The 19,759-nt window shown below is 74.0% G+C and carries 14 protein-coding genes; 6 read left to right on the top strand and 8 right to left on the bottom strand.

What is annotated here, in order from left to right:
* Window positions 1-28 precede the first annotated feature (28 nt).
* Window positions 29-1,651, top strand: a complete 1,623-nt coding sequence (locus tag AC067J_RS29695; RefSeq protein ID WP_478304341.1) for a flavin monoamine oxidase family protein — start codon at window positions 29-31, stop codon at window positions 1,649-1,651.
* A 118-nt stretch (window positions 1,652-1,769) separates the two neighbouring features.
* Here AC067J_RS29695 and AC067J_RS29690 read toward each other — a convergent pair whose 3' ends face one another.
* From AC067J_RS29690 to AC067J_RS29670, 5 genes are all read right to left on the bottom strand, one after another.
* Entirely contained in the window at window positions 1,770-2,390 is a 621-nt protein-coding gene (locus AC067J_RS29690) for a response regulator (RefSeq protein ID WP_478304324.1), read from the bottom strand.
* Window positions 2,387-3,559 carry a sensor histidine kinase gene (locus tag AC067J_RS29685; RefSeq protein ID WP_478304322.1) on the bottom strand — a complete coding sequence of 391 codons (1,173 nt, stop codon included), beginning with the start codon at window positions 3,557-3,559 and terminating at the stop codon, window positions 2,387-2,389. Before AC067J_RS29685 ends, AC067J_RS29690 begins: the two co-directional genes overlap by 4 nt.
* On the bottom strand, window positions 3,556-4,479 hold the full coding sequence (locus AC067J_RS29680) for an ABC transporter permease (RefSeq protein ID WP_478304320.1): 924 nt from the start codon (window positions 4,477-4,479) through the stop codon (window positions 3,556-3,558). Before AC067J_RS29680 ends, AC067J_RS29685 begins: the two co-directional genes overlap by 4 nt.
* Window positions 4,476-5,321 carry an ABC transporter ATP-binding protein gene (locus AC067J_RS29675; protein WP_478304318.1) on the bottom strand — a complete coding sequence of 282 codons (846 nt, stop codon included), beginning with the start codon at window positions 5,319-5,321 and terminating at the stop codon, window positions 4,476-4,478. The genes AC067J_RS29680 and AC067J_RS29675 overlap by 4 nt, the downstream gene beginning before the upstream one ends.
* A gap of 278 nt (window positions 5,322-5,599) precedes the next feature.
* Window positions 5,600-8,314: an AAA family ATPase gene (locus tag AC067J_RS29670; protein WP_478304316.1), complete on the bottom strand. Its 2,715-nt coding sequence runs from the start codon at window positions 8,312-8,314 to the stop codon at window positions 5,600-5,602.
* A gap of 614 nt (window positions 8,315-8,928) precedes the next feature.
* Between AC067J_RS29670 and AC067J_RS29665 the strand changes: the two genes are divergently transcribed.
* The 3 genes from AC067J_RS29665 (at window position 8,929) to AC067J_RS29655 (ending at window position 12,522) form a co-directional block, all read left to right on the top strand.
* Window positions 8,929-10,047, top strand: coding sequence for an agmatinase family protein (locus tag AC067J_RS29665; RefSeq protein ID WP_478304314.1), 1,119 nt, complete (start codon window positions 8,929-8,931; stop codon window positions 10,045-10,047).
* Between the two features lie 43 nt (window positions 10,048-10,090).
* Window positions 10,091-11,524 carry a class I adenylate-forming enzyme family protein gene (locus tag AC067J_RS29660; RefSeq protein ID WP_478304312.1) on the top strand — a complete coding sequence of 478 codons (1,434 nt, stop codon included), beginning with the start codon at window positions 10,091-10,093 and terminating at the stop codon, window positions 11,522-11,524.
* Between the two features lie 71 nt (window positions 11,525-11,595).
* Window positions 11,596-12,522, top strand: coding sequence for an ACP S-malonyltransferase (locus AC067J_RS29655; RefSeq protein ID WP_478304311.1), 927 nt, complete (start codon window positions 11,596-11,598; stop codon window positions 12,520-12,522).
* Between the two features lie 122 nt (window positions 12,523-12,644).
* Here AC067J_RS29655 and AC067J_RS29650 read toward each other — a convergent pair whose 3' ends face one another.
* Window positions 12,645-12,962: an ArsR/SmtB family transcription factor gene (locus AC067J_RS29650; protein WP_478304310.1), complete on the bottom strand. Its 318-nt coding sequence runs from the start codon at window positions 12,960-12,962 to the stop codon at window positions 12,645-12,647.
* A 101-nt stretch (window positions 12,963-13,063) separates the two neighbouring features.
* Between AC067J_RS29650 and AC067J_RS29645 the strand changes: the two genes are divergently transcribed.
* Window positions 13,064-13,384 carry a putative quinol monooxygenase gene (locus tag AC067J_RS29645; RefSeq protein ID WP_478304308.1) on the top strand — a complete coding sequence of 107 codons (321 nt, stop codon included), beginning with the start codon at window positions 13,064-13,066 and terminating at the stop codon, window positions 13,382-13,384.
* A gap of 48 nt (window positions 13,385-13,432) precedes the next feature.
* Here the strand turns inward: AC067J_RS29645 and AC067J_RS29640 are convergent, their stop codons facing one another.
* Window positions 13,433-14,233 carry an HAD family hydrolase gene (locus AC067J_RS29640; protein WP_478304306.1) on the bottom strand — a complete coding sequence of 267 codons (801 nt, stop codon included), beginning with the start codon at window positions 14,231-14,233 and terminating at the stop codon, window positions 13,433-13,435.
* 81 nt (window positions 14,234-14,314) lie between these two features.
* Between AC067J_RS29640 and AC067J_RS29635 the strand changes: the two genes are divergently transcribed.
* Complete coding sequence (locus tag AC067J_RS29635; protein ID WP_478304304.1) at window positions 14,315-15,175, top strand: winged helix-turn-helix transcriptional regulator; 861 nt, start codon at window positions 14,315-14,317, stop codon at window positions 15,173-15,175.
* Between the two features lie 8 nt (window positions 15,176-15,183).
* On the opposite strand, the gene AC067J_RS29630 is transcribed toward AC067J_RS29635, so the two are convergent.
* Window positions 15,184-19,596 carry a molybdopterin-dependent oxidoreductase gene (locus AC067J_RS29630; protein WP_478304302.1) on the bottom strand — a complete coding sequence of 1,471 codons (4,413 nt, stop codon included), beginning with the start codon at window positions 19,594-19,596 and terminating at the stop codon, window positions 15,184-15,186.
* Window positions 19,597-19,759: the final 163 nt, after the last annotated feature.

Raw genomic sequence — 19,759 nt, 5'->3', positions numbered from 1 at the left:
GGTGGACCTGTCCGCACCGCCGGTCACCATGCTCGGCCCCGACTTCCCCTTCGCCTACGACCGGTGGGTGGGTCATGAGGGCGGTCTCGGTTCGCTGCCGGCCGAGCGGCTGGGCACGCCGGTCGCGGTGGTCGGCGGCGGGATCTCCGGGCTGGTCGCGGCGTACGAGCTGATGCGCCTGGGCCTGCGCCCGGTGGTGTTCGAGGCGGGGCAGCTCGGCGGCCGGATGCGGACGGAGAGCTTCGCAGGGCACCCGGGCACGGTCGCCGAGCTGGGTGCGATGCGGTTCCCGCCCTCGGCCACGACGCTGTTCCACTACATCGACCTGGTGGGGCTGGGGACGCGGCCGTTCCCGAACCCGATGGCCCCGGCGACCCCGCACACGGTCGTCGACGTCAACGGCGCCCGGCACTTCGCCCGGGTGCCCGAGGACCTGCCGTCGGCGTACCAGGAGGTCTACGACGCCTGGACGAAGGTGCTGGAGGAGGGCGCGGACTTCACCGCGATGGACTCGGCGATCCGCCGCCGGGACACGGCCATGATCAAGGCGATCTGGAACCGGCTGGTGCCGCTGCTGGACGACCAGTCGTTCTACGGCTTCCTGTCCTCCTCGTCCGCCTTCGCGTCGTTCCGGCACCGGGAGATCTTCGGCCAGGTGGGTTTCGGTTCGGGCGGCTGGGACACCGACTTCCCCAACTCGATGCTGGAGATCCTGCGGGTCGTCTACACCGGGGCCGACGACGGGCACCGGGCGCTGACCGGCGGGGCGCAGCAGCTCCCGCTGCGGCTGTGGCGGCACGCGCCGGCCTCGGCGGCGCACTGGCCGACCGGGACTTCGCTGGCGGACCTGCACCCCGAGGGCCCGCGGCCGGCGGTCACCCGGCTGTCGCGGGCCGGCGGGGGAATCCGGGTGGAGACCGCGGACGGGGCGGCGGAGTTCGCCGCGGCGGTGCTGACCCCGCAGGTGCGGTTGCTGCTCTCCGGGATCGACACGGACGAGGACCTGTTCCCGAACGAGGTGTGGACGGCGATGGAGCGCACCCACTACATGGGCTCCTCGAAGCTGTTCGCGCTGGTCGACCGGCCGTTCTGGCAGGACGTCGACGAGCGGACCGGGCGTCCGGTGATGGGGATGACGCTCACCGACCGGGCGCCGCGCGGGGTCTACCTGTTCGACGACGGCCCGGACGCGCCGGGGGTGATGTGCCTGTCGTACACGTGGAACGACGACTCGATGAAGACGGCCGCGCTGTCGCCCGACGAGCGTTTGGACGTCATGCTCCGCCACCTGCGCAGGATCTATCCGGAGGTGGACGTCCGCAGCCGGATCATCGCGCCGCCGATCGCGGTGTCGTGGGAGTCGGAGCCGCACTTCATGGGCGCGTTCAAGAGCAACCTTCCCGGCCAGTACCGCTACCAGCGGCGCCTGTTCACGCACTTCCGGCAGGACGCGCTCCCCGGGCACCAGCGCGGGGTGTTCCTCGCCGGTGACGACGTGTCGTGGACCGGGGGTTTCGCCGAGGGGGCGGTGACCACCGCGCTCAACGCCGTGTGGGGGGTGCTGCACCACCTCGGCGGGCGGACGCCGGCCGCCAATCCGGGACCGGGGGACGACTTCCCGGCGCTGGCGCCGATCGAGCTGCCGGGCTGAGTCCCGACGGGGCCCGCGGGGGCCGACCGACGGTCGGCCCCCGCGGGCTTCGGCACGTCCCGGCCCGGCCTCGCCTGCCCCTCCCCGCCTGCCCCGGCCCCGATACCTCCCGGCCCGGTCAGAGGATTCCCGCCTGGACCGCCGCCATGACGGCGGCGGTGCGGTCGGACACGCCCAGTTTGGCGAAGATCCGCACCACGTAGGTCTTCACGGTGGCCTCGGTGATGAACAGGGCGCGTCCGACGGCGGCGTTGGTCAGCCCTTCGGCGACCAGGCGCAGCACCTCGACCTCGCGGCGCGACAGCGTCTCCGGGCGGGGCTGGCGGACCCGGTCGAGGAGCGTGGCGGCGACCGCCGGGGAGAGCACGGTCTCGCCGCGCGCGGCGGCCCGGACGGCCTGGGCGAGTTCGGCCGGCGAGCTGTCCTTCAGCAGGTAGCCGACGGCGCCCGCCTCGACCGCGCGGAGGATGTCGCCGTCGGTCCGGTAGGTCGTGAGGATCACCACGCGCGTCGCGGGGAGCTCGGCGAGGATCGCCTCGGTGGCGCCGACGCCGTCGCCGTCCGGCATCCGGAGGTCCATCAGGACGACGTCGGGGGTGAGCTCGCGGGCGGCGGTCAGAGCGTCGGCGCCGGACACCGCCTCGCCGACGATGGCCAGTTCGGGCTGGTCGTGGAGCATGGCGCGGATCCCGGCCCGGATCACGGGGTGGTCGTCGACCAGCAGCACGGTGATCGTCATGCGGGCACCCGGATCCGTAGGGAGGTGCCCTGTCCGGGCGCCGATTCGACGTGCAGTGTCCCGCCGGCCTGGAGCAGCCGCCGGCGCATCAGCGGCAGGCCGTGCCCGGTGGTGGTGCCGCCGGGGGCGAACCCGGCGCCGTCGTCGTGCACCTCCAGCCGGACGCCGTCGGGGTCGGTGGCGAGGACGACCTCGACGCGGCCGGCGCCGGCGTGCTTGCGGACGTTGCTGAGCGCCTCCTGCGCGTGGCGGAGCAGGTCGACGTTGAGGGCGGTGTCGGCGGGGTCGGGGGCGCCGTCGACCCGCAGGGAGGCCTCGATGCCGTGGTCGTCCCGGAGCCGTTCGACCGCCCGGCGCAGTCCGTCGACGAGGGAGGCGGAGGTGGCCTCGGGCAGGGGCCGCGAGGTGATCAGCGCGCGGGCGTCGGCGAGGTTGTCGCGGGAGGCGGCCTCGGCGACCTCCAGGTAGTGGCGGGCCCGCGCGGGGTCGACGGCCAGCGCGGAGCCGGCGGCCTGGAGCAGCATGACCGTGCTGGACAGGCCCTGGGCGAGGGTGTCGTGGATGACGTCGGCGAACTGCTCGCGCTCAGCGGTGCGGCCGGCCTCGTAGGACAGCCGGCCGAGTTCGGCGCGGGTGGCCTCCAGTTCGCGGATCAGCTCCGCCCGCTCGGCGCTCTGCCGGATGATCTGGCTCACCCAGACGCCCAGCACGACGGAGAGCGCCGCGCTCGTCGACCCGACGATGCCCAGCAGCCGGCCGGTACCAGGGAGGGTCTCGGCGGCCGCCGCGATCCCGAGCCAGGCGAGGTTCATGGCCAGGACGGCCAGTGCCCCGACGACGGGCCCGGCGGTCATGAACGCCGGGGCGCACAGCGCGTACAGGACGAGCGCGCTGCTGGTCGACAGCCCGACGGCGGCGGCGAACACCAGGACGACGCCCACCTGGTACAGCAGGGCCTGTCGGGTGCCCCGGTGGGAGCGGATCAGCCGCCGGCCGAGCAGCAGGTGGGCGGCGACCAGCAGGAGCAGCAGCGCGGCGGCGCCGGCCCGCCGGGCGGGGGTGACCCCGCCGGTGAGCAGGACGCCGCCGAGGGCCGCCGAGCTGACCAGGGTGAAGTACACGTCCCAGACCGGCTGCCAGCGCAGCCACTCGTCGGGGGCGCGACTCAACCGTCCTTCCTTCCCTGCCAGCGGAACGTGGTCAGGCACAGGATCAGACCTCCGAGGCACCAGGCCGCCAGGACCAGCGCGATGCGGCCGTGCTCCCAGGCGCCGGCCGGTTCCGTGCCGGCCGCCGAGTCGGGGAGGAACACCGAGCGGAAGCCCTGCGCCATCCACTTGAGCGGGAACACCGCGCCGATGTGCTGCAACGCCGTCGGCAGCGTGGTCAGCGGCACGATGAAGATACCCGACACGAACTGCAGGACGAGGAACGGCAGGTTGACGATGGGTGCCGCGCCGCGCACCGAGCGCGGAACGCTGCTCATCGCCGTGCCGAGCAGCGCGCACCCGGTCACGCCGAGCAGGAAGATCCAGACGAAGGCCGCCCAGCGTCCGGCGTCGGCGGGCAGCGGCAGGTCGTAGAAGAGCACGCCGACCGCCAGCACGATCACCACCTCGGCCACGGCGGTCACCAGGACCAGGATGATCTTGCCGACGAAGTAGGCGATCGGCGGCATCGGGACCCCCCGCAGCCGCTTGAGCGTGCCGTCCTCGCGGTCGCTGGTGATGCTGACGGCGAGGTTGACGAAGCAGGTCGAGCCGATGCCGCCGGCGATCATGCCGGCGGCCAGCAGCTGGCTGGCGGGGATGCCGGTGGCGCCCGTCTGCCGGTCGAAGATCGAGCCGAGCAGGGTCAGCAGGACGACCGGCAGGGCGAAGGTGAAGACGACGGCGGTGCGCTCGCGGAAGAACTGGCGCAGCTCGACGCCGCCGCGGGCGAGGCAGAGCCGCAGGACCGACGGGTCCCGGCCGGTGTCCGGGGTCCGCTCCGCGCGGCCGGGTGCGCGTCCGGCGGACGCCGCCGCGGTCGCGGTCGGCCCGGCGGTCGCCTCGGGCGCCGCCTCGGGTTCGGTGGTCGGGGTGGTCATCGCGGGCCTCCGATCAGGTCGAGGTAGATGTCCTCCAGCGACGGCCGGGTGACGACCAGTCCGGGGATCTCGCCCTCGAAGCGGGCGGCCAGCTCCCGCACGGCCGCGGTGGGGCTGTCGGTGCGCAGCTGCCGCTGCTCGCCGTCCTCGGACCACGTCACCGTGGCCTCGGCCGACGCGCGGCCGCCCAGCTCGGCCGGGGTGTCGACGGCGAGGATCCGCCCGGCGGCGATCACGCCCACCCGCTGCGCCAGCGCCTCGGCCTCGTCCAGGTAGTGGGTGGTGAGCAGGATCGTGGTGCCGTCCTGGTCCGACAACTGCCGGATCAGCGCCCAGAACTGGCGGCGCGCCTCCGGGTCGAACCCGGTGGTCGGCTCGTCCAGGAACAGCAGTCGGGGCCGTCCGACGACGCCGATCGCGACGTCGACCCGGCGCCGCTGGCCGCCGGAGAGCGTCCGCACCTTGGTGCCGGCCTTCGCGGTCAGGCCGACCAGGTCGATCACCTCGTCGACCGGGCGGGGGTCGGGGTAGTAGCCGGCGAAGTGCCGCACGGTCTCCGCGACCGTCATGTCGGCCATGTCGGAGGCGTTCTGCAGCACCAGGCCGATGCCGTAGCGCCAGCGCCTGGGCGCCTTCTCCGGGTCCTCGCCGAGGACGCGGACGCTGCCGGCGTCGCGCTTGCGGAACCCTTCGAGGATCTCGACGGTCGTCGTCTTCCCGGCTCCGTTGGGGCCCAGCAGCGCGAAGATCTCGCCGTCCCCGATGTCCAGGTCCACGCCGTCGACGGCGGGAGCCCCTTGGTAGGCCTTGCGTAGGCCGCGTACCTGCACTGCGTCTGTCACCGTGCCAGCCTCGGCCGCGCGGCCGCCGGTCCGCGACGGCCGGTGGACCGACAGCTGTCCATCGATCGGTTGACACCGGGCGGCGGGCCCCGAAACGCCGGGGTCCGCTAGGGGTTGGTGCAGGTGGGCGCCGCGTCTAGCCTCCGACCATGGACAGCCGTCGGCCGGTCGGCCCCGCGCGAGCACCCGGCGGAGCCCCCCGTCCGGGGCGCTCCGCCGGGTGCTCGGGCGGGCCGGCCGCCGGGGTCGGTTCCCGGCCGCCGGCCCGCCGCCCTTGCTCACGCGATGTTGCTGACCCGCGGCCCGAGCTTGGCCAGGAGGTCGGCCCGCCGGGTCACGCTGAGCTTGCGGTAGACCTTGGTCAGGTGCTGCTCGACCGTGCTGAGGGTGACCAGCAGGCGGTTGGCGATCTGCCGGTTGGTGTTGCCCTGCGCGGCCAGGACGGCGACCCGCCGCTCGGCGTCGCTGAGCGAGTTGAGGGCCTCGGTGTAGGACTCCTCGGCCTCCTCCGGCGCCGCTTCGTCGACGTCGGGCAGCAGCCGCTGGCGCAGCCCGTCGGCCTGGCAGTCGCCGGCCAGGCCGTAGGCCCGCCGGACGGTCATCCGGGCCCGGTGGAAGTCGCCGAGCGAGCGCTGCGCCTGGCTGAGGTCGGCCAGGGCGTAGGCCAGTTCCAGCTGGTCCCCGCAGCCGCGGAGCATCTCGGCGGCCTCGCGCAGCAGGGTCGGGCGCTGGGCGAGCGGGGAGACCGCGGCCAGGACGCGCAGCGCGGCCGCCTTGGTCCGGCTCGGCTCCTGACCCATCTGGGTCAGCTGGCTCTCGGCGAGCGCGCGGGCCTGCTGCGGCTGGTTGAGCGCCTGGTGGGCGCGGGCCGCGTGGATCCGCCAGGAGGCGAGCGCCGGCAGGTCGAGGTTCCAGCGGGCCATCAGGTCCCCGCAGGTGGTGAAGTCGTCCAGGGCGGCCTCCGGCTGGCCGGCCGCCAGGTAGTAGGCCCCGCGGGCGCGCAGGTAGTGCAGGCCCCAGATGGTCTCGAACATCGCGTCGGGGACGGGCTGTTCGAGGTACCGGGCGGCCTCGGCCAGCCGGCCGCGTGCGGTGAGCGTCAGCAGCAGGGTGCCCAGCGGGCCGCCGACCGCGGTCGACCAGCTGTCGCGGCACATCGTGGCGAGCGCGGTCTCGGCGTGGCGCTGGGCGTCGGCGAGCCGGCCGGAGCGGAACGAGATGTCGGCGCGGACCGCCGTCAGCATGCCCTGGGTGGAGGTCGCGCCGCACTCACGGGCCTGGGCCAGCAGGCGGTCGGTCCACTGGGCGGCGGTCTCCAGCTGGTCGGCGTAGACGAGGATGGTCAGCGCCGCGATGTGCATGGTCAGCGCGTCGCCGCGGACGGACGAGCGCGGCAGGGCCTGTTCGGCGGTGATGACGGCCGCGCTGTTCGGCCCCTTGACCAGGACGGTCTCCAGGGCCTGCGCCAGTGCCTCCTTGGTGTTGACCACGCTCTCGGTGTCGCGCCGGGGCGACCAGGGTTCCGCCGGGTCGTCACGGAGCAGGCCCGGGTGGGTGAACCGGGTCCACGCGGTGAGGAGCCGGATCCTGGCGCGCTCCTCCGGGTCGGCGTCCAGCGCCGCGAGGCCGTCGAGCACCTCGACCGCCTCGGCGGTGCGCCCCAGCCAGAGCAGGCAGTAGGCGGTGGTCACGCGTGCGGCGACGTCGGTCCGGCCGTTCCGCACGGCGGCCGCGAGCTGTCCCAGTCGGTGCCCGGCCGATGCCGGGTCGGTACACCATTCCGCGCGGAGCAGTGCGACCTTGAAGGCGATCCGTTCGGTCTCGTCGGTGGCACCGTCGTGCGCGAGCCGCAGCAGGGCGGTGGCGAGGTCGGCGTCGCCGGTGCCGAGCAGTTCCTCGGCGGCGGCGCCGAGCACCGGACCGGCCCAGTCGGGCGAACGGCCGGCCGCCAGGAGGTGGCGGGCGACCGGGAGCGGCGCGGCCCCTCCCTCGTACATGATCAGGGCGGCCCTCAGGTGGAGGTGGGTGAGGGCCTGGGGCGGCAGCTGGTCGAGCACGGCCTGGCGGGCCTGCGGGTGCGGGAGGCGGCCGTCGCTGATCAGGCCGGCGCTCTCCAGGCCGGACAGCGCCCGCTGGGCGGCCGGGGTGTCGACCTCGGCCAGCCGGGCGAGGGTGAGGAGACCGGCCGGCGGGCGGCCGTCCAGCAGTGCGGCGGCGGCCAGGACCCGCCGGGTGACCGGTTCGCACCGTTCCACGTAGCGGCGCACGGCGGCGGTGTAGGCGCGGCCGGGCCGGACCTCGCCGTCCCGGTCGACGACCGGGCCGCCGCCACCGCGGAGGTCGGCTATCAGGGTGCGGGCCAGCAGCGGGTTTCCGCCGGAGGCCCGGGTGCAGGCGTCCACCAGCGCGTCGGCCGGCTGGTCGCCGAAGGCGTCGGCGAGGAGTTCACCGACGCCGTTCCGGGAGAGCGGCGGCAGTTCGAGGTGGTTGTCGGAGGCCAGCACCATCAGTTCGGCGTACATCTGAGGGTCGGTCGGCTCCGTCAGGTCGCGGCCGCTGACCACCACCAGGACGCGTGCGCCGCGGGTGCGCCGGACCAGGTAGAGCAGACAGTGCAGGGAGAGCATGTCGCCGTGGTGCAGGTCGTCGACCGCGATGAGCAGCGGTGTCCGTTCGCTGTTCGCCAGCAGCGCCGCGGACGCGTGGTGGACCTCGCGGATCAGCGCCGCCCGGTCGGCGTGACCGGTCGGGGACGGGAAGCCGTGGCCGAACTGGTTGACCAGGCTCAGCGGCAGCTCCCGCTCGGTCCGGGAGCCGGTGGCCCACAGGACGTCGAACCCCTCCGCCTCGGCGCGCTCGGTGAAGGCGCGCAGCAACGTGGTCTTCCCGCTGGACAGGGGGCCGACGACTGACAGCAGCCGGCCCTTCCCCGCCCGGCACTCCTCCAATGCGGCCATGAAGCCGACGACTTGCTCCTGCCGTTCAACAAACACCTGTGTGATCCTCCCCGTAGGACACATTCGTGATCCGTGATCCGCCGGCGCCCGCCAGGAATTCGCTGCACCCATGACATGGCTGCGCGACACAGGACCGACGGGGACGCGGCGTCGACAATGTTTCGCCACTATCACGGTTGAAAATAGAATTGGTTTCGCTTTGGCGTGACAGCATCAGTATGCCCCGCGCGAGATGATCCTCCGTGGAATCGATGGGGTACGCAGCGTGAACAAAGAATCTTGTGCCCGAAAGGGCATCAGATGTTTAAGGTACCCTACGGCGCGTCTGGCGCGTCGTCAGGACCCGTTCCGCCGCTGCCCCAAGGGCCTCGCGACCTCGGAAGGTGTCTCGGACGGCACCCCGGACGGCTCTGCCGGCCGCCGGAACCGACCACAACGCACACCTCGGCTCGAATTCGGACATTCCAGACCTTCGTGATCTTGCGGATGGATCGGACGGCCCGGTCGGGCGCACTCGGTAGGGGATCCGCTGGGGTTGGCCCGCCGAATTCCGCTGAATAACCTTCCGTCGGCGTTGCGAAGTCTCCGCGAGCGCGTTGACGAAATCGCCGCAAAGCCCGTTCACGGCAAGGCCACGGTAAGGAATCAGCGTGACGGATAACAGTGTCGAAGAGTCCTGGGAAATTCCGATCGACCGCTCGCAGGCCCCCGCCCGCGAGCCCGGACCGATCGACCTGCGGCGCAACTTCATCCAGCCGGCCTACAGCGGCATCCCCACGTTCATGGGGGTCCCGGTCTGCCTCGACCAGGAGGACCTGCGGGCCGGCGGCGTCGACGTCGCGGTGTTCGGCGTGCCGCTGGACTCCTCGTCCGGCCACCGGGGCGCCGCCTACGGCCCCCGCGCGCTGCGCTCCGACGAACGCTACGTCTTCAACACCCCCGAACTGCTGGTCAACGCCAGCACCCGGGTGAGCCCGTTCAACCTCCTCAAGGTGGTCGACTACGGGGACGCGGCGGTCGACATCTTCAGCGTCGAGAACTCGCTGCCGTCCATCGCCGCGACCGTCCGCGAGGTCGTGGACGTCGGCGCCATCCCCGTCATCCTGGGCGGCGACCACTCGCTCATGATCGCCAGCGTCGGCGCCCTCGCCGACCTCTACGGCCCCGACAAGGTGGGCGTCGTCCACTTCGACGCCCACCCCGACTGCCACGAGCACGTCTTCGGCCACCGCATCACCCACGGCACGCCGCTGCGGCGGCTGATCGACGACAAGCGGATCCCCGGCAAGAACTTCGTGCAGGTGGGCCTGCGCACGCCGACCGGCCCGGACGACGCGCTGTTCAACTGGATGCGCCGCAACGGCATGCGGACCCACTTCATGGCCGAGATCGAGCGGATCGGCTTCAGCGCCGTGCTCGACAAGGTCATCGAAGAGGTCCAGGACGGCCCGGAGTTCGTCTACCTGTCGCTCGACATCGACGTCCTCGACCCCGCGTACGCACCCGGCACCGGCACGCCGGAACCGGGCGGCCTGACCCCGCGCGAGCTGCTCCCGGCGTTCCGCCGGCTGTGCGCGGAGACCAACGTCATCGGGATGGACGTCGTGGAGATCGCGCCGCACCTGGACCCCGGCTACTCCACCACCATGAACGCCCGCCGGGCCATCTTCGAGGGCCTCACCGGCCTGGCGATGAAGAAGGCCGGAATGACCAGCGCCGACTACGTCAATCCGATCGCCTCGGGCCGGCTGAAGTTCCCGCTGGCCTGACCCCGCCCGCATCCTGACACCCGCGGAAGGACGGCATCCGCCGATGACCGCCACTGTGTTCGCCCCCGACTCCGACCAGTCCCTGACCGAAGTGGAGCGATCGGCCGTCGGCGTCGCCGGCGTCCTCGCCGACCTCGGCGTCCGCCCGGGCACCCGCGTGCTGTTCAAGGCGGACAACTCGGCCGCCTGGGTCACCGTGCTGCTCGGCCTGGCCCACGCCGGCGCGTCGATCGTGCTCCTCGACCACCAGGACACGGCCGAGGAGACCGCCCGCATCCACCGGCTCACCCGCGCCGAAGTGTCGGTCGTCGACGGCGGGGCGCTCCCGGCCGACGACCGGACCGTCCTCGTCCACGACCTGCTGGCCGCCGCGGCGACCCGGCCCTCCGCCGTGCTTGACCGCCCGCTGGACCTGTCCGTCTGGCGGGCGCTCCCGGACGGGCTGATCATGTGGTCCTCCGGCTCGACCGGCGTCCCGAAGGGCGTGGTGAAGACCGGCGCGCGCTTCCTGCGCAACCTGGAGCGCAACGCCGCCCAGATCGGCCACCGCCCGGACGACGTCCTGCTGCCGCTGCTGCCGTTCTCCCACCAGTACGGGCTGTCCATGGTGCTCATCGCCTGGCTGGTCCGTTGCTCCCTGGTGGTCGCCCCGTACCGCCGGGTCGACCAGGCGCTCGCCATGGCCAACCGGACCGGCGCCACCGTGCTCGACGCCACCCCCGCCACCTACCGCAGCATCTGGAACATCGTCAACCGGCGCCCCGAGCCGATGGCCGACCTGCACGGCGTGCGGCTGTTCTGCAGCGGCGCCGCCCCGCTGGACCCCACCCTGGTCGACCGGTACGTCGACCTGTGCGGCAAGCCCCTGCTGGACAGCTACGGCAGCACCGAACTGGGCAACGTCGCCTTCGCGACCGAGGACAACCCGGTGGCCACCGGCCGGCCGGTGGTGGGCATGGGCGTGCGGATCGTCGACGACGCGGGCGCGGTGCTCGGCCCCTACGAGGCGGGCGAGATCGAGGTCGACTCCCCCGAGCTCATGGAGGGCTACCTCGACCCCGACGGCACCCTCGCCCCGGTCGCCCGGGGCTGGCGGCGCACCGGCGACTTCGGACGGCTGGACGAGCACGGCAACCTGTCCGTCCTCGGCCGCAAGCTGGCCGTGCACCGGATGGGCTACACGCTCTACCCGGAGCGGATCGAGGCGCGGATCGCCGAGGCCGGCTGCTCGGCGAAGGTGATAGCCGTCCCGGACGAACGGCGCGGCAGCTCCCTGGTGTTCTTCGTCGAGGACGAGGCCGGCGCGGACGCCGCGCACTGGCGGGAGCGGATCTGCGCGGTGCTGCCGGCCTACGAGCAGCCCAACCGGGTCGTCGTCCTGGACCGGCTGCCGCTCAACCGCAACGGCAAGCCCGACCGGAAGGCGCTGGAGAAGCTGGCCGCCCGCCCGGCCGCCGGGAAACCGGTCCACTCGTGAGCCGAAGCCGCAGCCGCAAGCGTCCGTCCCCGCCCCGCCCCGGCGGGCGGGGCCCCGACGAAGGAGCCCCGATGACCGCCGCGATCGTCTTCCCGGCCCTCTCACCGGTCCGCCGCGGGGAACTCGGCACGTTCCTGATGGTCCACCCGCTCGCGCGCCGGCGGCTCGCCGAGGCCGACGAGGCGCTCGGCTACCGCCTCGCCGACGCGCTGGCCGACGCACCGGCCGACGACGACTACGCCGAACCGGTCCAGGTGGCGGCCCTCGTCGCGTGCCTGGCCCTGGCGGAGTGGGCCGAGCAGCGGCTCGGCGCGGCGCCCGCGTACTGCGCCGGCCCGAGCTTCGGGGAGCGCACCGCGCTGGCCTACACCGGCGCGCTGCCGTTCGCCGACACCGTGCGGCTGGTGGACGAGATCGCCCGGGTGGAACGGCAGTACTTCGCCACCGAGCACCGCGACATCGTCACCCACTCGTTCGTCCGGGTGCCCGAGGAGCGGCTGGACCCGCTGCTGGCCGGGCTGGAGTGGCACGACGTCTCCGGACGGATGGACACCGACTTCCACATGGTGTCGCTGCGCGAGGCGGAGCTGACCGCCTTCAAGTCGGCGATCGGCGAGGCGGGCGGCTACTCGCTCTACACGATGCGTCCGCCCGCGCACACGTCCCTGTTCGCCGGGCTCCGCGCGCAGATGGAGCAGGTGTACGCGCGGTACACCCTGTCGGCGCCCCGGATCCCGATCGTCTGCTACCACGACGGCACCGTGCTGACCGAACCGCAGGCCCTGCGGACGGCCCTGCTCGACGGGTTCGTCAGCCCGATCCGCTGGGTCGACACCGCGCGGACGCTGCGCGGCCTGGGCGTCGACCGGCTCTGGATCACCGGCCCGGACGCGATGCTCTCCCGACTGCGCAGCACCTCCGCGAACTTCGACGTCGAACTCTGCGACCTCCGGCGGGTCATGGTCCGCCCCCGCCGGCTCGCCCAGGCGGCCCGCTGACCCGGCCGCCTCCCCCGCCCCGCCCCGACGGTTCGGACCCGCCCCACCGGCGCCCCTGACGCAGGCTCACCCGACGCCTGCGCCGGGGGTTCCGGCGCAGCGGGTCCGAACCGTTCCCGGGCTCACTCCCGCGACTCGGCCGCCAGGATGCCCAGCAGCCCGGGGAACCGCTGCTCGATGTCGGCCCGGCGCAGGGTGGCCATCCGGCTGTTGCCCCGGTCGACCTGCCGGATCAGCCCGGCCTCGCGCAGGGCGCGGAAGTGGTAGGTGACGGTCGCCTTGGAGACCGGCAGCGCGAAGGAGCTGCAGGTCCGCGCGGTGCCGTCGGGTTCGGCCGCCAGCTCGCGCACCACCCGGCGGCGCAGCGGATCGGCCAGCGCGGAGAGCACCGGTCCGAGTTCGATCTCCTCGACGCCCGGGTGGCCTTCGTCGTCGGGCATGCGGAACACCTTCCTCCAGGTATGGATTGCATCGTACCTGCGCGTTGGGTAGCGTCCGGCAGGTACGAGATTTCCTGTACCTCTCGAAGGGGGAACCCCGCATGTCCCAGCCGTTCACGCTCGTCGGCACCGCCCGCCCCAAGCCCGAACGCGCCGAGGAGCTGAAGCAGCTCCTGCTCTCGTTCGTCGAGCCCACCCGGCAGGAGCCCGGCTGCCTGGAGTACCACTTCCACGAGGACCGCCAGGAGCCGGGCGTCTTCGTCTTCTACGAGGCCTGGCGCTCCGAGGCCGATCTCGACGCCCACCTCGCCCTCCCCCACCTGCGGGACTTCTGGGAGCGGCGCATGGACTACCTGGAGACCGACCTCGAAATCCGCTTCCTCACCATGCACAGCCCCTACCGGCCGACCGACCGCACCTGAGCCGCGCCGCCGCCCCCGCACATGCGGCGCCGGTGGGCCGACGGGGCCCTACCGCGGACCCCGGCCGGCGCCCCGGTCGGCGCCCCGGCGGGCGCCGGCCGCGGGGGCCAGGCCCGCCGCCCACCGGCGCAGCCCGGGGTCGGCGAGGGTGGGGGCGAGCCAGTCGTGGTCGAGCGGCACGTCGGCCAGCGACGGCACCGCCACCACCCGGAGCCCGGCGGCGCGGGCGGCGGCCACCCCGGTGGCCGAGTCCTCGAAGGCGACCGACCGCGCCGGATCCGCCCCCAGGGCGGCACAGGCCGCGAGGTACAGGTCCGGGGCGGGCTTGGGCGAGGCCACCTCGTCGGCGGCGAAGGTGTGCGGGAAGTACCCGGCGAGTCCGGAGGAGGCGAGCGCGGTGTCGAGGAGTTCGCGCGGGCTGTTGCTGGCCACCGCGACCGGCACCGCCGCCGCGCACAGCCGGGCCAGGTCCTCCGCACCGGGCAGCGCCTCGGCGCCCTTCGCGAGCTCCTGCCGCACCAGGTCCAGGAGTTCGGCCGCGATCTCCTCGCCGGCGTCGGGGCGGCCGAAGTACTCGGCCATCGCCGCGCCCGCGCCGGCCGGCGTGCGGCCGATCACCAGGGCCTTCTGCCGCGGGCCGAAGCCGCGGCCGTGCGCGGCGAAGATCGCGGTCTCGGCCCTGGTCCAGCAGACCTCGGTGTCGACCAGCAGCCCGTCGCAGTCGAAGACCACCGCCTGCACGCCGCCCGGGAGCGGCCCCGGCCCCGGAGCCTCCCCCCGGTGCGGCGCGGCGGGGTCGCCCCGGCCGTCGGCGGCCTCGCGCCCGGTGGTCCCGGCGATGGCGGTCATGGTGTGTCCTCCCGATCGATCCGCCCAGTGAGTTCCCTTGGGGAACTCACTGGGTTCCGATGGGGAACCTACTATGGGGGGATGAGAATGCACAACGCCGACGAGAACTGCGGCATCGCCCGGGCCGCCGAGGTCGTGGGCGACTGGTGGAACGTGCTGATCCTGCGTGAGGTCGCCCGCGGCCACGTGCGCTTCGACGAGCTCGCCGGCGGACTCGGCCTCTCCCGCAAGGTCCTCACCGAGCGCCTGGGCGGACTCGTCGCGCGCGGCGTCCTGTACCGCAGCCCGTACCAGCAGCGCCCGCCGCGCCACGAGTACCTGCTCACCGAAGCCGGCCGCGGCCTGCTGCCGCTGCTGGTCGCCATGCAGGACTGGGCCGACCGGTGGGTGCTGGGCGACGGCTCCCCCACCGCCACCGCGTCCGACGACGGGGCCGAGCACGCCCGCGTCCACGCCCTGGCCGGCACCCGGCTGCCGCCGGACCTGCGCCTGCCCACCACGGACGGCACCCTCCGGGACGTCGTCGCGCCCGGCGCCGCCGCGACCGTGCTGTTCACCTACCCCGCCACCGGGGTCGACTGGGAGGCGCCGTTCGAAGCGGCGGCCGGCTGCACGCTGGAGAACCGGCTCTTCCGCGACGCCTGGCCGTCCTTCGCCGGCGCCGGCCTCGCCGTCCACGGGGTCAGCACCCAACTGCCGGACGAACAGGCGGCCTTCGCCCGGGCCGAGTCGGTGCCCTACCCGCTGCTCTCCGACACGGAGCTGCGCCTGGCCGCGGCGCTGCGCCTGCCCACCTTCCGCGGCGCGGGCCGGCTGCGCCTCAAGCGCCTCGTCCTGGTCGTCGACGCGGAGCGCACCGTGCGGCACGTCCTCTTCCCGGTCGGCGACATCCCCGCCGCCGTCGAGCAGGCACGACACCTGGCGGGCGCGGCCGCCACGTGACGCGGGCGTCAGTAGACGTCCCTGACGTAGCGTCTGTCGCTCGCGAGCTGCCGGACGTACGCGGCGGCCGACTCCTCGTCCATCGCGCCGTGGGCGGCGACGACCTCGCGCAGGGCCCGGTCGACGTCCCTGGCCATCCGCCCTGCGTCACCGCAGACGTAGAGGTGGGCGCCGTCCTGGAGCCACCGCCACAGGCGCGGTCCGTGCTCGCGCATCCGGTCCTGGACGTAGACCTTGTTGCGCTGGTCGCGCGAGAAGGCGACGTCGAGGCGGTCCAGGTGGCCCGAGGCGCGGAAGGCCTCCAGGTCCTCCCGGTAGTAGAAGTCGGTGGCCTCGCGCTGCTCTCCGAAGAACAGCCAGTTGGGGCCGGTGTGACCGCGGGCCCGGCGGTCCTCCAGGAAGCCGATGAAGGGCGCGATGCCGGTACCGGGACCCACCATGATCATCGGCGTGGCGGAGGACGCGGGCGGGCGGAAGTGCGGGGAGCGCTGGACGAACACCTGCACCGGGCCGTCGTCGGCGCAGTCGGCGAGGTAGCTGGAGCAGACGCCCTTGCGGTCGCGCCCGAGGTCGTTGGTGTACCGGACGACGGACACGGTGAGCCGCACCTCGCCGGGGTGCGCCAGCGGGCTGGAGGACACGGAGTACAGCCGGGGCTGGAGCCGTCGGAGCACACCGGCCCACTCGGCGGCCGAGGCCCGGACGGGGAAGGCGCCGACCACGTCCGCCGCCTGCCGGCCCCAGCCCCACTTCGCCAGCTCGCCCTTGTTGTCCGGCCGCAGCAGCCGCCGCAGGTCGCGGTCACCGGTGCGTTCCGCGACGAACCTGAGCAGCTCCGGCGTGACGCGGGCGATGTCGAGACGGGTCCGCAGGGCGTCGCCGAGGGGGAGGTCGCCGATGCCGGGCAGGCAGACGGACTCCTCCGCGTCGAGGCCCGTCAGGGCGAGCCATTCGGCGACCAGCCCGGTCCCGTTGGCGGGCCACACGCCGAGGGCGTCCCCGGCCTCGTAGGCGAGCCGGCCGTCGCGGGTGTCGAACGCGAACTGCCGCACCTCCTTCTGTGCGCCGGGCAGGCTGAGCACCCGGTTGCCGACCAGCAGGGTGGTGAAGGGGGCTGCCTTCGAGTACCCGGCCGGTGCGGCGGCGGGTGCCGTCGTGACCGCGGGGAGGACGGCGGGGGCCACCGCCGGGGCCACGGCGGCGGGAGGCGTGGTGGCCGGGGCGCCGGGGACGGGCCGGGCGACGGCGGGTGCCGCCGCCTCCGTGGCCACGGCCGTTCCGCCGGGGGCCGGGGCGGGCCCGAACTGCTGCCCGCCCGCCGCCGTGAGGGCACCGGTGACCCGTTGGAGCCACTGCCCGGCGGCCTCCTCGTCGTCCGGTCCGCAGTCGGCCCGCGGGTGCAGGCGGGCGGCACCGAGCTCGTCGAGGCGCTCGTCGAGACGGCGCCCGTGCCCGCAGAAGTCGTCGTAGCTGTCGTCGCCGAAGGCGAGGACGGAGTACCGCACGCCGTCCAGCCGGGCCGCGCCGTCGTCGGCCAGCGCCCGCCAGAAGTCGGCGCCGTTGTCGGGCGCGTCCCCGTCGCCGAAGGTACTGGTGACGATCAGCAGGTCGGTGTCCGGGGTGAGCCGCCCGGGGGCGGTGTCGGCCATGGCGACCAGGACCGGGGAGCAGCCGGCCTCGGTCAGGCGGGCCGCGGCCCCGGCGGCGAACTCCTCGGCGTTCCCGGTCTGCGAGGCCCACAGGACGAGCAGTTCCCTGGCCCGGACGGCCCCGGCGGCGGGACCCCCGGGAGCGCCCGGAGCGGCCGGAGCAGCGGGAACGGCCTGGGCGGGGGGAAGGGCCCGGGCGCGGGGAACGGCGGTCCGGGAGAACATGCCGGCCAGCAGCCCGTCCACCCACTGCGCCGTCTCCGGGGCCAACGGCGCGTCCGCGGGCAGGACCGGCACCCCGCCGGGCGGTGCCACCGTGACGCCGGCCAGGAACCCGGACAGGTAGCGGCGCTCCGGTTCGGCCAGGGCGGGCGGTGCGAGGTCGGCGAGGCCCAGCAGTCCGGCCAACGCGGGACCGGCCTCGGGCAGGCCGCCGGTCGCGGCCGGGGCGTCGGCCGCCGCAGCGGCCTGCGGCGGGTCGGACAGGTCGTGCGGCGAGCGCCGCCGCCGCGTGTTCCGCTGCGCCGGGACGCCGGGGTCGGCCTCCGCCGGCGCCGGGGCCGACTCCGCCCGCACGGGGGCGGACACCACGCGCAGCGCGACGGCGCACGACTTGAGCTCGGGCTGGAAGGAGACCGGGTCGACGGCGTCGTTGGTGACGGCGTTGATGCTGAGGTACTCGCCGAAGAGGTCGTTCCAGTGGAACGGCGCGAAGCAGTTGCCGGGGCGGACGCGGTCGGTGACGACGGCGGGCAGGACGGCGCGGCCGCGGCGGGAGGCGACCTCGATGTGGTCGCCGTCCGCGGCGCCCATCGCGGCGGCGTCCTCCGGGTGGAGTTCGACGAAGGGCCCGGGGTCGAGCCGGTTGAGCCTGGCGACCTTGCCGGTCTTGCTGAGGGTGTGCCACTGGTGCTGGAGGCGGCCGGTGTTGAGGACGAACGGGTAGTCGTCGTCGGGGAGTTCGGCGGCGGGCAGGTGCGGGCGGGCGAAGAACCGGGCGCGTCCGCTGCCGGTGGGGAACACGAGCCGGGGGCGGGTGCCGTCCGCGCGCTCCAGCAGGGTCTGGCTGACGCCGTCGTTCAGGTAGCGGATCGGGTTGCGGTCGCTGCCGTCGGGGGTCGGCGCCGGCCACTGCACCGGGGTCTCGCGCAGCCGCCGGTAGCTGACGCCGCGCAGGTCCCAGCCGGTCTTGGGGTTCCAGGCCCGCTTGAGCTCCTCGAAGACCTCCTCGGCGCTCGCGTAGGTGAAGGCCTCGGCGAAGCCCATCTCGCAGGCGACGCGGGCGATCAGCTGCCAGTCCGGCAGGGCCTGTCCGGGCGGGTCGACGACGCCCTGGACGAGGGTGAGGTTCCGCTCGGAGTTGACCATGACGCCGTCGGACTCGGCCCACAGCGTGGCCGGCAGCACCACGTCCGCGTACGCGTTGGTCTCGGTCTCGGCGAACACGTCCTGGGTGACGACCAGTTCCGCCGCCTCCAGGGCGGCGATGACGGTCCTGCGGTTGGCTACCGAGGCGACCGGGTTGGTGCAGATGATCCAGCAGGCCTTGATGTCGCCGGCGGCCATCTGCTCGAACATCTCGACCGTGCCGCTCCCCACCTCGGTCCGCAGCGTGCCCGCCCCGATCCCCCACAGGTCCTCGATGAAGGCCCGCTCGTCGTCGACCAGCACCGAGCGCTGGCCGGGCAGGCCGGGGCCCATGTAACCCATCTCGCGGCCGCCCATCGCGTTGGGCTGGCCGGTGAGCGAGAACGGGCCGCTGCCGGGGCGGCAGATCGCGCCGGTCGCCAGGTGCAGGTTGACCAGGGCGTTGGTGTTCCAGGTGCCGTGGGTGGACTGGTTGAGGCCCATCGTCCAGCAGCTCGTCCACTCCCCCGCCTCGCCGATCCAGCGCGCGGCCTGCCGGATGTCCGCCTCCGGTATGCCGGTGATCGCGGCGACCTTCTCGGGCGGGTAGTCCGCCAGGAAGGCGGGCATCTCCTCCCAGCCCTCGGTGAACTCCGCGATGAACGCCCCGTCGGTGTGGCCGTTCGCCACCAGCAGGTGCAGCAGGCCGTTCAGCAGGGCCAGGTCGGTCCCCGGCCTGATCGGCAGGTACAGGTCGGCCTTGTCGGCGGTGGCGTTGCGCCGCGGGTCGACGACGATGAGCTTCGCCCCCGCCGACCTGATCCGCTCCATCATGCGCAGGAACAGGATCGGGTGGCAGTCGGCCATGTTCGCGCCGATGACGAGGAACGCGTCGGCCCGGTCGAGGTCCCGGTACGAGCCGGGCGGCCCGTCCGCGCCGAGCGACAGCTTGTAGCCGGAGCCGGCGGAGGCCATGCACAGGCGGGAGTTGGACTCGATCCGGCTGGTGCGCACGAACCCCTTGGCGAGCTTGTTCGCCAGGTACTGCGCCTCCAGCGACATCTGCCCGGAGACGTAGAAGGCGAGCGCGTCAGGGCCGTGCCGGTCCAGGATCGCCCGCAGCCGGCCGGCGACCGCCGTGATCGCCGCGTCGACGTCCGCCTCGGCGGGCTCGGCACCGCGCTCGGCGCGGATCAGCGCCTTGGCGGCCCGCCCCGGGGCGGCCATCATGTCGGCGCTGGTCGAGCCCTTCGTGCAGAGCCGCCCGAAGTTCGCCGGGTGGTTGCGGTCCCCGGCGGCCTTCCCGGCGGTGCGCCTGCCGGTCGCGGCGTCGCGGCCGATGTCGAGCACGATGCCGCAGCCGACGCCGCAGTACGAGCAGACCGTCCGCACGCTGCCGTCCGCCTTCGAACCTGGCGTCGTCACCGAGACTCCCTCCCGAGGGATCACGCAGTGGGAAGGTCCCACGATCGTCACCCTAGGAAGGCCGCGTTTCCGCGTCGTCACGGCGCATGGAGCGCGGGGTAAACCGGACCGCACACACGTTCCGGGCCGCCGTGAGCACGGCGGGGCGCCGGTCACGCCTCCT

The organism is Kitasatospora sp. NPDC042419 (assembly GCF_056437345.1).
Note: the sequence above shows the minus strand (reverse complement) of the source record. Positions and strands in the feature narration are given on the sequence as shown.

Bases quoted from the DNA above. Each gene is read 5' to 3' on its own strand.
- AC067J_RS29660 (WP_478304312.1), top strand. From the start codon at position 10,091: ATGACCGCCACTGTGTTCGCCCCCGACTCCGACCAGTCCCTGACCGAA.
- AC067J_RS29655 (WP_478304311.1), top strand. From the start codon at position 11,596: ATGACCGCCGCGATCGTCTTCCCGGCCCTCTCACCGGTCCGCCGCGGG.
- AC067J_RS29650 (WP_478304310.1), bottom strand. From the start codon at position 12,962: ATGCCCGACGACGAAGGCCACCCGGGCGTCGAGGAGATCGAACTCGGA.
- AC067J_RS29695 (WP_478304341.1), top strand. From the start codon at position 29: ATGCTCGGCCCCGACTTCCCCTTCGCCTACGACCGGTGGGTGGGTCAT.
- AC067J_RS29640 (WP_478304306.1), bottom strand. From the start codon at position 14,233: ATGACCGCCATCGCCGGGACCACCGGGCGCGAGGCCGCCGACGGCCGG.
- AC067J_RS29690 (WP_478304324.1), bottom strand. From the start codon at position 2,390: ATGACGATCACCGTGCTGCTGGTCGACGACCACCCCGTGATCCGGGCC.
- AC067J_RS29680 (WP_478304320.1), bottom strand. From the start codon at position 4,479: ATGACCACCCCGACCACCGAACCCGAGGCGGCGCCCGAGGCGACCGCC.
- AC067J_RS29635 (WP_478304304.1), top strand. From the start codon at position 14,315: ATGAGAATGCACAACGCCGACGAGAACTGCGGCATCGCCCGGGCCGCC.
- AC067J_RS29645 (WP_478304308.1), top strand. From the start codon at position 13,064: ATGTCCCAGCCGTTCACGCTCGTCGGCACCGCCCGCCCCAAGCCCGAA.